The 12,689-nt window shown below is 47.9% G+C and carries 15 protein-coding genes; 1 reads left to right on the forward strand and 14 read right to left on the reverse strand.

The window, feature by feature from the left end; all coding sequences use genetic code 11:
* Window positions 1–8: 8 nt before the first annotated feature.
* The 13 genes from NQD60_RS05510 to NQD60_RS05570 form a co-directional block, all read right to left on the reverse strand.
* Entirely contained in the window at window positions 9–509 is a 501-nt protein-coding gene (locus NQD60_RS05510; RefSeq protein WP_257099990.1) for a hypothetical protein, read from the reverse strand.
* 4 nt (window positions 510–513) lie between these two features.
* On the reverse strand, window positions 514–1,743 hold the full coding sequence (locus NQD60_RS05515) for a DUF2213 domain-containing protein (RefSeq protein ID WP_257099991.1): 1,230 nt from the start codon (window positions 1,741–1,743) through the stop codon (window positions 514–516).
* A complete protein-coding gene (locus NQD60_RS05520; protein ID WP_257099992.1) occupies window positions 1,740–2,600 on the reverse strand; it encodes a phage minor head protein in 861 nt (286 codons plus the stop codon). The genes NQD60_RS05515 and NQD60_RS05520 overlap by 4 nt, the downstream gene beginning before the upstream one ends.
* Window positions 2,590–4,077 carry a DUF1073 domain-containing protein gene (locus NQD60_RS05525; RefSeq protein WP_257099993.1) on the reverse strand — a complete coding sequence of 496 codons (1,488 nt, stop codon included), beginning with the start codon at window positions 4,075–4,077 and terminating at the stop codon, window positions 2,590–2,592. Before NQD60_RS05525 ends, NQD60_RS05520 begins: the two co-directional genes overlap by 11 nt.
* Window positions 4,078–4,084: 7 nt before the next feature.
* On the reverse strand, window positions 4,085–5,680 hold the full coding sequence (locus tag NQD60_RS05530) for a terminase large subunit (RefSeq protein ID WP_257099994.1): 1,596 nt from the start codon (window positions 5,678–5,680) through the stop codon (window positions 4,085–4,087).
* 1 nt (window position 5,681) lies between these two features.
* Window positions 5,682–6,068, reverse strand: coding sequence for a hypothetical protein (locus NQD60_RS05535; RefSeq protein WP_257099995.1), 387 nt, complete (start codon window positions 6,066–6,068; stop codon window positions 5,682–5,684).
* A 351-nt stretch (window positions 6,069–6,419) separates the two neighbouring features.
* Window positions 6,420–7,049 (reverse strand): recombinase family protein, encoded by a 630-nt coding sequence (locus NQD60_RS05540; RefSeq protein WP_257099996.1) that lies wholly within the window; start codon window positions 7,047–7,049, stop codon window positions 6,420–6,422.
* Window positions 7,050–7,277: 228 nt separating this feature from the next.
* A complete protein-coding gene (locus tag NQD60_RS05545) occupies window positions 7,278–7,721 on the reverse strand; it encodes a hypothetical protein (RefSeq protein ID WP_257099997.1) in 444 nt (147 codons plus the stop codon).
* A gap of 187 nt (window positions 7,722–7,908) precedes the next feature.
* Complete coding sequence (locus NQD60_RS05550; RefSeq protein WP_257099998.1) at window positions 7,909–8,340, reverse strand: RusA family crossover junction endodeoxyribonuclease; 432 nt, start codon at window positions 8,338–8,340, stop codon at window positions 7,909–7,911.
* Between the two features lie 57 nt (window positions 8,341–8,397).
* Window positions 8,398–9,057 carry an ATP-binding protein gene (locus NQD60_RS05555; RefSeq protein ID WP_257099999.1) on the reverse strand — a complete coding sequence of 220 codons (660 nt, stop codon included), beginning with the start codon at window positions 9,055–9,057 and terminating at the stop codon, window positions 8,398–8,400.
* Window positions 9,058–9,194: 137 nt separating this feature from the next.
* Window positions 9,195–10,145, reverse strand: a complete 951-nt coding sequence (locus tag NQD60_RS05560; protein WP_257100000.1) for a YdaU family protein — start codon at window positions 10,143–10,145, stop codon at window positions 9,195–9,197.
* Between the two features lie 28 nt (window positions 10,146–10,173).
* The gene (locus NQD60_RS05565; RefSeq protein ID WP_257100001.1) at window positions 10,174–11,064 is read right to left on the reverse strand and encodes a DNA adenine methylase; all 891 of its coding nucleotides are present in this window, start codon (window positions 11,062–11,064) and stop codon (window positions 10,174–10,176) included.
* A 53-nt stretch (window positions 11,065–11,117) separates the two neighbouring features.
* Window positions 11,118–11,339 (reverse strand): helix-turn-helix transcriptional regulator, encoded by a 222-nt coding sequence (locus NQD60_RS05570; protein WP_257100002.1) that lies wholly within the window; start codon window positions 11,337–11,339, stop codon window positions 11,118–11,120.
* Between the two features lie 118 nt (window positions 11,340–11,457).
* Here NQD60_RS05570 and NQD60_RS05575 point away from each other — a divergent pair, with 118 nt between their 5' ends.
* Complete coding sequence (locus tag NQD60_RS05575) at window positions 11,458–12,102, forward strand: LexA family transcriptional regulator (protein WP_257100003.1); 645 nt, start codon at window positions 11,458–11,460, stop codon at window positions 12,100–12,102.
* A 93-nt stretch (window positions 12,103–12,195) separates the two neighbouring features.
* On the opposite strand, the gene NQD60_RS05580 is transcribed toward NQD60_RS05575, so the two are convergent.
* Entirely contained in the window at window positions 12,196–12,396 is a 201-nt protein-coding gene (locus NQD60_RS05580; protein ID WP_257100004.1) for a hypothetical protein, read from the reverse strand.
* Window positions 12,397–12,689 lie beyond the last annotated feature (293 nt).

Here is a 12,689-nt window from a genome sequence, read left to right on the forward strand (position 1 = left end):
TCGATACCTCAGTTAGTCAATGTGATTACCGTTAATTCTGAATCGGAAGGCTTATAAGCCGTGGATCCATAGCGCGACACCACCGCATTCGGTACTATCGCTTTACCTTCTGAGGCTTCTTTGTCTGCTGCTATAGCAGAGAGTGCGCCTGTGGCCATGTCATACATAACCACGTAGCCCACTTCTGTGGGAGGACTTAAGCTCACAAAAATTTCACCCATAGTCAGTAATTCGCCTACGCTCTCATTCGGCAGCTCTAAGGTTGGCGCAAGCGGTCCCTCAGGGGTACCATAGGACGCGTAGCGTTTAGGATGAACCAAAATGCCAGCAAATTTGCCTTTCCCGCCAACCTGCGCCACGCCATCCATCAAGAAGGTGTAGGCATAACCGATGACATTGGGGTTTTCAGAACGTAATATCCACGGCGCTACGCGCTGCGGGCCGCTCGTAGAGAGTTCACCAGGTATGCCCGCGCCCATGTCGGCGCGTACGGTATTTTGAAAAGGCATGGTCTTAGGCTCCTTGCAGATAGTTCTCAATATCTTTCACGACTGAAAGATTTTTATTTATCACGTGAGGCAACCCTAATCCTGGTTGTGGTGCGGCTCGAGCATGTAGATACCCATCGAGTGCAGCCATTTCTTGCCCTTCAGTGCAAGGAATGCCGAGTTTGGAGATGCCATAGCACGCGATTTGATTGAGCGTTTTATCAGCATGATCGAAAGTGCCAATATGCGTAGAAAGGCGGTTAGCCAGTTCAACACGTTTATGGGTCTCGCTCTCTTTACATTCCAATTGCTCAATACGTGCGCGTAGCGCCTTAATATCTGCTGCATCAACCGTTGAAATGGTTCGATTATTTTGTTTTGATTGAGTTTGAGGACTCATCTTGCGCAAGGCCGAAATTGCGCTATCTTTTGACGCTGCCCGCAGTACTTGAATTGCGGCGTCCATCGCTTGCGCAGTTTTGTCGTCATCCTTTTCTTTCTCGTCTTCGGTTTCTTCTTCATCCTCCATCAAGGGGGGCATATCATCATCTTCAACCGGCGTTGGATTCGGGTCTGGTGGGTTGTCCTCGTCGTCTGTTGCAGTAAACCGGCCAACGAGCGCCTGTACCAGCGGAATTAATTGCTTCACTGCCTCAGTCAACGACACCTCTTCATATTGTGCGGTTGGGTTTTTTTCATCTGCCATCATTAGCTCCTTTGCATCGAATGTGAATCTCATATGGTCTAGAACGGCCACGTCTGGCCCCATGCGTCCTTCCTTAACCGATGCAAGATGATTGCCTCTAATCGTTCGTTGGATCGCGTCGAAATGCTGTCCGTGGTATTGGCCCGTCGTAAATTCGTACTGACAGCGATAACCCGCGGATAACTCTCGTTTGCCGCTTTGAATGAGTGCGGCCAGAGACTCAGAAAAAACTTTGAGATTGCCTTTGAGTACGCCGTTTTCGTAGTACACGTCTTCACCGATGACGCCGTGAATGCCTTTTGTCTCGGGAGCGGTAAAGCCGGATTCCTCGTTGCCTAGCATGGCGTGCTCATCGACCCACGGCAGTAGCCGGAATGACTGAATACAGTCTGAGTGAGATAATTCTTCTTCAGGGCGGTAAACCATGTAGACCCGGTCTGGCTCAGGTGCGCCGATAGAACGGCCAAGGTATGGAAACACCCCGACCTTCGAGAGCGGGTTATCGCGAATTTCTACCCATCCATTGGTATCAATGGCGCGGTGTGTCATGCGTTACCTCCGGTAAATTGAAGGATTGGGGCAAAAGCACATTTGCAATTGGGTTCCTCTCCTGGCTGTACATACTCATCCTCTGGGCCAATTGGCGCACCTTGTGTTAAATCGAATACGTGGCCGGAAAAATCTTGATGTTTTTCTCTCGGATGCAGACCGCCGCCGCTATGGATCCATTCACCATGAGTCACGCCAGCGCCTACGCAACGATCTCGGTTAAATCCGTTGTAAGCTTTGCGTGTTTGATCCAGTGCAATATTTCGTGCGCGCCGTCGGGTGATGCCTTCTTGCGCCTGCAAAAATGGAATCAAGTCTTGCAGCCCATTGCCGCTTGTGATGGAGCGCATGGCGGCCTCTTTCACCTTATCGAGATAGCGTGTTGCTATCGATTTGATGAGATTTACGTTTTCGGTTATCGAACTTTCAAGGATTGCTTGATAGCTTGGCAAGATGGCGCTTGTTTTCAGCGATACACCGCCCGATAACTCCCGTAAACTATTACTTACACGGGCGCTACTGACCTTATCGACCTCAGTCATCATGCGTTTAACCAGTTGTGTAGCACGTAGCGTGAAATGCTTACGTATATGGCGTGTTAATGCTTCCATTAGAAGGCGCGCTTGGCTCGATATACCGGCATCTTGCGCAAAAAATGCCTGCGCAGATGGGCTTAGAAATAACGCGACCAATTCTCTGTACGTGCTAGCCATCATGACGGTTACGAGTGCATCCAATTCTTGCTGATAACGCGCTTGTAGACCGGCGCTTACCCGTAGAGGCTGACCACGTAGCAAGGTGGGCTGAAAAGGGTTTGCCCGTACTGATTTTTTGCGGGGGAGTAACTTACGCGCCATCGTCATCTGTGTTGTCTAGCTCGTCGGGCATGGCTTCTTCGATGCCCGTATATCCGCTGTCCGGGTCTTGTGTAATACGGCGGCGCTCGTCGATCCCATCAATTGCACCGGATTGAACTAAAACCGCCCCAGCTTCTGCTTTAAGCTTATTGACTTCGGCGTGTTCTTTGGTTGTCATAGAATCGAGTGGATTCCATGACACCGTCGTTTCAAAAGGTGTGATCGCAAACCGGGGTGCAATCTCGGAGCGAATAATCAGTAAATGATGACGATCTAAAAGCGGGGTGAGATCGTGCGCTTGAATGCTTTCTAACTCTTCGTGATAGCTTGATTCCTCAAACTCGCCCGTAGCATTAAATCCTTTCGGAGACGTGCCGAATAACTTAGTCGCAGGAACGTTTGCTGCCGCTGCTACGAGCTGATACTGTGTCATGATCACGGCGTCCAAATCCGCCAAAGCCGTATCAAACTGTTCTATTTTCTCTTCGGGGCCAGCGACCTTAATCCCGTGGTTATCGCGATAGTGCGCCCAGGTCGCCATGCGTTGTTCAAATTTCGCCGGGTTAGCAATCGCTTGCTCCACCTCCATATGGACCACGGTACTACGCTTAGAGAGGGCAAGCAGGGGGGCTTCATTGGCGGTGCGCTCGGACGCATACACCCGTTCAAAAATCTTTTGCGGCACCGACACGCCACCGTAGTGATACGTGGGCTTGAGCACGTCGGGTACTTCCCCTGTACGGAAAATAATTAAATGCGAATGGTGAATGGGCTTACCATTGATTCGCCAATAGGTGGGTTCGTAAAAATGAAGGCTCGTTGGGTCTGTGACTGCCGTTGAGTTAAGCTCTGGGATAGTCCAATAAGGGTCAATCTGCCGAATTCCCTTGTAGCTACCGGGCGTCACGCCATCAGGGTTGAACGGTTTAGCGTAATACTCCGGGTCCGTTGATTGAACAATAAACATCGCAATGCGAATCCCAAATACCCGGCCCATACGCACCAATTCACGCATATGATGATTCATGCGAAACCGTTTATCTTCCTTACGGATCGCATCCATTACTTCCGTATCAATGCCGGTTCCGTTATTCACCGTCACCGTGTAGCCGTTACGAATGGCATCTTTAGCAGGCATCCCGCACGCTTTATCTACCAGCCAATGCTGCGCAATCAGCGCGCAAAGTTGATAACCCATAAAGCTTTGCGAGGCATACCAGCCAACCTGCGCCGCAGGCATATTCTGCTGTCGCAGCGCGTACACCTGCTTCACGCTGTCAGCCATATCGTTTGCATCCATCCCCACGCCAGACGCGGCAAAATCTGCCGCGGTGCGCTGAAATGTTGAAGACTGTACATGCGCCCACAGCACACTTTGGCCTATGCGTAGATCCTGTTCAGTCGTAAAAAAACCCCCGGATTTTTTGATCTCGGGGGTGGGAGTAGAAGCCGTCTTGCGGCGTAGCCAATCAAACATAGCAGGGTTAATTCAGATCAAAGAATCCACGGGGCTTTCTTTCTGGTGGAGCAAAGCACATCATGAGCGCATCCGCCAGATTGGGAGAGCGGGTGCCTTCTGGTGTTTTATCAATAAGGATTTTGCCCACGGTATTAATCGTATAAGTCGGTTGTGAAAGCTCGGTTATTAAGCGAGTGAGTGTGGGTAAGGAACTGGATAATGAAATAATGTCATCCGCATCAAAAGGAAGCGCATCCGTAATCGCCCGATAGGTTTTTTGAAACCGGGTACGCAATGCCCACCAAGCTTGTGCTTTACGATTCACAAAAAAATCCTGATTGGTGCGACCGTGCACCATTTCTTTATCCGGGTTGATTACGCCACCTGAACCGCGAAACGGCGAAACAATAATCTCCTGCGCGCCGCTGTGTCGGCGCTTTTCATTGAGAATGCGCGCATCGCCGCGCACACCGGCTCCTAGGCCGTCTGCATCGTAATAAAAGGAGTCGTAGCCCTGTGTATCGCACAGTGTAAAAGCCTTTTCAACGGTTTTATAAATATCGGAACCTTCGCCAGACCAGGCTTCGAGATAGTCAACCCATATCCCTTGTGCGCCACAAAAGGCGTTTAAATCCATTCCCTCATCGGCGACATCCAGCGCACCGCGACGGCTGCCTGTAGGCGCTATACCGAGTTTTTGGTGTGCATCTATCGCAGCGTTCAGCCATTCACTCGGAATGAGAACGCCTTCCACGGAGGCGGAGTAACAAATATCAATCTCTTGCGCGACGATGACGGGGTTATCGATCTTGCGTTTTTGCGCCTCATACCAATGATCATCTTTGCGCGGATCATCGCGCCAATGAAAAGTAAACACGGGAATCTTGCCCGCGTGCCGCTTTTGCGCGAACGGATTCGCCATGCCATTAGCCGAAGAAATATCCTGCCGGCAATTCGTTGTTTGAGATAAAGACGCATCGACCAGCAAGGGGCGCTCCAAAAACGCCGCCTCATCGACAAAATAGAAACTGGCTCGATCCCCTCGACCGATACCGTCGCCCGCTTCGCCAGTCATTACAGAGCTCGTTTGCGGAAAATGGATACGCATATGGGGCGCATGTTTCAGCGGGTCCCAGCCGCCCCGAAATTCTGGCGGTAGCAGCGCTAAAAACATGCGCGCCTTGTGAAACAAGGATTTAGGGGAACCGATTTTGTCGACATATTCTTCTTTACGGGAGCCAAACCCCGCCACTACGCCGCCATGAAACAGGCAGATCGTTGCGGCTACGCCGACAGTGAGCCAGCTTAAGCCCATATCGCGGGATTTTTCCGTGAGGCCGGGGGATTGGGTGCGCCACTTGTCTAAAAACCAATCCACCCATTCTTCTTGTTTCGGAAAAAGTAGGAATGGGATCGCCGCAGGCAAATTGCGCTCGACATTGCGCGGGTCAAACGTCATGCCCCAATCGATAATGAACTGCGCGGGGTGATCGCGGTAGAACGTCTTTAATGCTGGTAATGTTTCTGGGTTTGCGCGAATACGCTGCAATCTCTGAGCTCGCCATTCAAACACCTGGACATAATCCGGGTTGCTAAAATCAAATGGAAACGGAATGGGCATTTTACGAATTCATCATCTGCTGATAGATTTTTGCGGCCTCAATAGGATCACTCGTTATGGTCGTGATCGACTGTATCGGAGCACCATTTGCGCCGGTTAATTCCACGCGCTGCCTATCTGTCCAGCCAGCTTGAGATTTCAACCAAAAAATCATTGCGGTGGTATCGTCTCCCTTCGTCGCTTTATTAAATAGCGTTTCAGCCACTTCAGCGTTCGCCGCTACTTTACCGCTCGCAAGTTCAAAAACGAAATACTTGCGCAGTGTTGGCTCAGAGATAGCGTTCCCTTTGGCATCTACAATCAACAGCGGAATATCTGAATGGCGAATACCCAAAGCCGATAATTTTTTTACCAGCTTACGCTGTTCATCGCTAGGGTTAAAAGCCAAGCGCCCAGCGCCTGGGCGTTTTCCACCCGATTTATTTTTTACTCCTGACATGTGTGACTCCATGCGCCTAGGCTAGCGCCCTAGTTGGGCTAGGCGGATCGCCACATTGCCATAAACGCAAGCCCAAAAAGCGAAACCCGCGCCAGCATGGGACTGAGCGCGGGTTTCAAAGCCACCGCGGAGGGTGGCGGAGGATAAATACGTACTAGAAATGCAAAAAGCCCACCTTTGGCGAGCTTTTAAACAGTCTGAATATAATTTTGTCCAGACGATATCAGAAATATGCATCAACTGAACCAAAAAGTCAAGAGATAGGTAAAAAATTTTCTTACCTATCTCTATAATTGTTAGTCAATCATTTAAATCTTGGTTGTATGCATGTCGGCTCCATATCAACTTAACTTGGCTTTCGCTACACCCCGCTAACTCGGCGGTGCGCTGGATGGTTTCGTTAGCGCTGCGTAAGGCGATAATGCGCTGCTGTTGAATCAAGTTGGGTTTGCGGCCCCCATATTTGCCTGCCTTCTTGGCTAATTCTATACCTTGGCGCTGGCGCTCACGACGTGTTTCATAGTCATCACGGGACATTTGCAACGCGAGCCTGAGTAGCATTTCCTGGGTAGATTCCAGGACGATTTTTGCGATGCCATCCGACGCCTGCGCGAACTCCGATAAATCAACAACCCCCGGTATGGCTAAGCGTGCGCCTTTGGCCCGAATAGCTGCAATCAGTTGCTCCGCCTCAGGTAAAGGCAAGCGGCTTAAGCGGTCTATTTTTTCAGCCACCACGACCTCACCCGGTTGCAAATCTTCAATCATGCGCAGTAGTTCAGGGCGATCTGTCCGTGCGCCTGATGCCTTCTCCCGATAGACCCCTGCAATGTAATACCCTGCTTCGCGGGTGCTGGCTTCTACGGTAGCTTGGCGGGTAAGGTCTTGCTCTTCAGTACTAACACGTAGGTAAATACGGGCAACGTTCATAGGGGATGTTTCCAATAAAGTAGAGGGCCTTAAATGGCTAAATAAGCTAAACCTTATTTAGCCATTGCTTATCCTACTAGCCAAAAATTAAAATAGCAACCCTATTTGACTATAATCTATTTGGCTACTTAAATTGGCTACCCCGGGAGTAGATGGAATGCGCGCCCAACCAAATAATGAACCGGTTAAATTTTCATACCTTCCGTAACATTAAAAATAGTATTGAGACTAATGATCTCTCGCCATTTCTATTAATCCTCTACCTTCAAAAATAGGCGTTAAATGCTCGATAGCATACGTTTCAAGTGCTCTGGCATTCTCGGCGATCCGCTCCTTATCACGCATCACGGTACTTTGGGATAACCCGTATTCCTTGGAGATTTTACGCGTAGATACGTACTTACGCCGCCATCCTGTAGCATATACACTCCATGCAATTGCTAACGTCGCCTCCTCGCTGGTGGTCGATAACCTGTGTCGGCTGTAGTCGCGTATACCGTAAATACCCTTGGCTTTGGTTGCTGCATGTCCATACCATGCACAAATCGCATCGGCTTCTGGCTTAGGTAAGGCATTCATAACCACCTTACGCACCAATGCACACTGCCCCCGAATCTCTAATGGAGATAATCCATCAAAATGAATCGTACTGGGCGCTCTGGTTTGTTTCATGAGCACATTCATACGATTTTTATAGGTGGCAGGCAGCACTTCCAAAAGAAAAGAAAAATGTAAACATTGTTCTACGGATTTAAATATGGGAGTGTCATTGGTTGTCATACATACTCCGTTGGCGGGAATTAATTTGTAATATATTTCTGCAAATTTTTTCTCACTCTCTTTTTACAGAGCGTGAGTATTATTGGTTAGCTATATATCGCTGAATCTCCACTTCAACACGAGGTGCGCCGTATCGCTTGCTGGCATAGATATCAATGACTTGGGAGTTATCTATCCATATCACAGCGTTAGCGCCGTCCTTAATCGCCTTGATAAGGTTGTCCAGATCGGGGCGCTTCGTAGGAACGATCTCACCCACTGCCGCCGCTAGTTGCTTTTTGCGGCTCCAGCTTGTCGGTATGGAAAGGAAGGCCCGTATATTGAGCGTGACTGCACACGTAATAGGAGTAGCCTTACCCATCGCTTGCTGCGCAACGAGCTGGACTAGATTTTCATACTGCGCTGTCTTTTGCGGGGTGTAGTGTGCAATGCGGCCTTGCCGCAGAAACGAACGTGCTCGACCCTTAGCAACGGGTGCACCTGGAATAGTGAAGCTAAAAATATTTGCCATTTTTTAAGCCGAAAAAAATCAAATCAGTCCAAGCAGTTTTTAGTTAGTACGCCTTGATTAACTTCTCTTGCTTTCCCAATCAAAAACCACAAACTCACCGCCGTCTTCACTTAATCGATCCATAATTCGGTCTCCAAGGAATGATTTAAGCCCAGGCTTTATAAGACCTTTTTCTTTGTAGTCATCTAATGGAATATTGGCGAGTAACAAGGTGGGCTTTCGCTTTTCATAGCGTCCGTTGAGCACATCGAACAAAATTAACTTTTCTGCATACGTTCCGAACTGTTGGCCTACTTCATCCAGAATAAGTAAGTCGGGAAAAACCAGCGCCTCAGTTGCTTCGCTCTCGGTTTCTTTGCTGTCTTTACGCCACGTTTCTTTAATACGTCTCACCGCTCGCAAAACTGAAGTGAAAAGTACCGTGCGGTTGTATCGGCGCATGATACGAAGTCCGATACTGGTAGATAGGTGCGTTTTTCCTGTTCCAGGCTTGCCGATAAACACGGCAGATCGCCCTTTTTTTAATACCTCTTCAAACCCGTCGGCATAAGCCAAAGAAAACGTTAGGGCGTATTTTTGAGAAGGAGTTTCTGCAATAAAATTTTTCAAACTGCGATTTTGAAATCGTTCCGGGATACCTGCATCGCCCATTTTTCTTTGCCATGCCTGCAACTTTGCCTCACGCGCTTTTTTGTCCGCTTCGGCTTTTTCGAGCACTTGGGCTTCCTCATTGCATATGGGACACTTTGACCAGATGGAATTAATAAAACACTTGGCCTCGTATTGGCCATGCATATTGCATTTGTCTATACGGATTTTAGGTTCAGCGTGAATGCCTATTTCTATGAGCCGCCTCATAATTTCCCGCTTGTTCCGTAGTTCAGCTTGTCAAAGTTTTCTGCCCTTGGTTGCCTCTGGTTTACTGTTGAGCAAGTTTTTGTAATAACCGCATCCTCTAACTTCGGAATAAGGTAGTTAAGGTGAATGCGTTGTCCTTGCCTAGAATGACGTGCTGCCTCCGTTGCACACGTGATAATTTGTTTATCGGAGTAATGGGGTAGTAGCGTTTCCCATGTTGGCATCTGAGGGGTAGCATCAATGCCTATGTTGCGCAATTGTTGGCACAGCAAACCAATACGCGCTTGTTGGGCTGTTCCCGTTTCAGGCTGTTCTTGTTCTTGCTTTACTAACACGGCTACTTTAGTAGACGTGTTAGTAATAATGGTGTCTGGTGATTGGGTATTGGTGTCTGGTGTATGGTTAGCCGTTGCAGGTGCATTACAGGTGTGTTCCTGTTCTGTATCTGTTCGCGTTGCAGGTGCGTTACAGGTATGTTCTTGTTCTGCATCTGTGATTGCTGCGGGTGCGTTCCCTGCATCTTTCAACATCTCACGCAATTGGGTAACTGGTGTGTCCCATTTCGGCGTGATATCCAAGGCGCGAAGCTTGGCAAATAGACGCGCCCGTTCTTCGCGGTGTCGGCTCATCCGATCTTTTTCGTGGGCTGCTTTTTGCTCACGCTCACCATTGCCTTCTTGATATAGCTTAATCTCTTTATCACAGCGGGCATTGTGCCAACCGTCTTCTTCAAGCGTGAAAAACTCTTTCAGTATGGTATTTACCGCTTTACGCTCTTTTTTAGTACGCGCTCCAACGAGGCGTTGCACGACCTCAGGATCGGCAGCTATGGGGCGTTCTTTTGCATAATACTTTCTGATGAGTTGGCTATAGATGCCATGTTCTATAAGGCTGAGATGTGCAGTGGCCTCAGCGTAATCTCCAATGTGGTGCTCGTAGTAGTTCATGCGATTAATCCTATGGATATATGCACACTCAAGCCGACAGAGGCCAGATATTATTAGGAAGAGAGGGGATATTAGGAGAAAGCCATAGCACCTCAGTACGCTTAGTGCCGCCACGATGGCCACATGCTTGCACCTGCTTAGTTACGCGCCGCCAGTTTGCTAGCTTGGAGTCGTATAGCTCATGCGCATACCCCGATAAAATAACCATCCCTTTTAATTTCAATATTGCTGATAGAAGCTCTACGTGATCATCTTTAGTCATTTCATGTCGATAACATGCGCAACTCATTTTGCGCGTATCTTGCATATACGGCGGATCGATATAAAACAGCGTGCTTGAAGCATCATGCATATCATGCATACGTATTACTTCTAGAGCAGACTTGCTTTGCAACACCACGCCTTGTAAGCGTAAGCCAAATGCTTGTATGCCTTCCGGTAGACGCTCCCATACTCGCGTAACAGAGCTTTTTTTGTTGATATGAATATAGAATCCAGTATGTTTTTTAGTTGCCCCAGCTGATCCAAATCCCATTTCAGCTCGAATCAACGTGCGACGAGCGCATTCAATCGGATCGTTACAAGGCTTTGAAGCAAGGCGAAATTCAGATTCTGAATAAGGCGTCAGCGTTAATAATTCAGTGAGCTTGGCCCGCTTCTCCTCGTCTCGTAGTACTCGCATCACATTGACGATTTTTTCGTCTAAATCGTTATAAAACTCTTTTTTGCTAGGCGCTTTCCTCATAAGCACCGACGCAGCGCCGCCAAAGGGCTCTACATACGTGTCGTGCTCAGGGAAATGGCTAATAATCCATTCAGCTAAGCGCCACTTTCCGCCGTGATACGTCATGACCGGGCGTGATGGCGTATTTATTCCGCGCTCTCCATTTAGTTCTCGCTGCATCAGCTCATCTCGCATAAAAATATTTGTCTAGTGCTGTCTCTTCGGCTTAGGCAAAAAACCTTTCAAATCTACGCAACGGATTTTTCTACGTAGCGTTCTGGGTAAAGAATCTGTATTTCGCTCACCTCATTGTCAAAAAACTTGACCAACTTTTCGGTAAGTTCTTTAGATGGTGTTTGACGGCCGCGTTCGATGCGACTTAAGCTACTTGGATTAATCTCAGTGAGTACGCAGACATGAGCGATTGTCATACAGCGTCCTTTACGTGCTAAGCGAAGAGGAGATTTCATAAACACTGCCTTACATATGGTAATTTGCCTAAGAAGCATATTAGCATACTAGCTCAAAATTAATTATTTGTCTAAGAGGCATTGCTTAATATGCACATATTCATAGACAATTAAAGATATGAGCCATATGAATCTCGGAAAAAACATTAGAAAACTGCGCAAAGCCAAGAAGATGACAATCCTTGAGCTTGCAAATGCAGTGGATACCGACACGAGCAATATTTCACGTATTGAGAGTGGGAAGCGAGAGCATCATTCTCTAGATATGCTCAGCCGCATTGCGGCCGTATTGGACGTCGGTTTGCCTGATTTATTGGTGCCTGAGGTGGGTGTAGATGAGATTATCATCCGCGACCGAGTGCCTTTAATTTCATGGGTAGCCGCGGGAAATTGCTGTAAAGCCGTAAGCAATTACTCTATTGAAGACGTTGAAGAGTGGCTTATATGCCCTGTCAAGCACGGGAAACGCACATACGCCTTGCGCGTGAAGGGTGATAGCATGTTTAACCCTAGCGGTAAACCATCCTTTAGCGACGGCGAAGTTATTTTTATTGACCCAGATCGTAACCCCGTGCATAAGTCATTGATTATTGCGCACCTTGATGATGACAATGCAGTTACCTTTAAACGCCTGCTCATTATGCTGGATGGCGACAAGATACTTGAAACCTTGAACCCTGAATGGCCGGAAAGAATTTTCCATGTGAATAACAATGCTACGATTTGCGGAGTAGTGATCGCCCGCATGGAAAGCTTTGCGTGATTTTGGTTGTTTTAGCCATTACCCCCATCTTTGTCTAAATCACTTTTTCCTCCCCCTAATTTCAGCCCCTCATCCCCTAAAAGAAAATATAAATCATTGATTTATAAAGCTTTTTAAGCCTCTACTTGAGGAATAAGAACCCGATGAAATCAAAGTTTCTCCGCGCGTTGAAACTTCGGCTTTTTGTTCTTTTTGCATATCTTGCGGCCAGCAGGCCGATTGCGACGCCTCCTCTTTGTTAAACGCAATATTAGTCCGCTCTAAGAGCAAGGCGAGATCAATATTGCCAAGCATTCAAGAGGGCTAATAGCAACCTCATAGCGCCCGCCCCCAAAAAACACCTCCCATCTGTCTCTTTTTCACAATATTAATTGCTTTAAAGACAATAAATATTGTTGACCAATTTAAATTATTTGCTTAATATGCAAATAATAAATTGCCTATGGAACATATTAAAGGAGCCAACGATGCAAAAAATACCCATCGCTAGAGCTTTGACAAGCTTTTCAGCTACCTCTAGGCAGACGGCTGCCACCTGCCTAATAAAGTGCTTCGTATCAGTCGATACCGAAGACGGCAAATATGCC

Source organism: Mycoavidus sp. SF9855 (assembly GCF_024582735.1).
In the GTDB taxonomy this organism is placed as follows: Bacteria; Pseudomonadota; Gammaproteobacteria; order Burkholderiales; family Burkholderiaceae; genus Mycoavidus.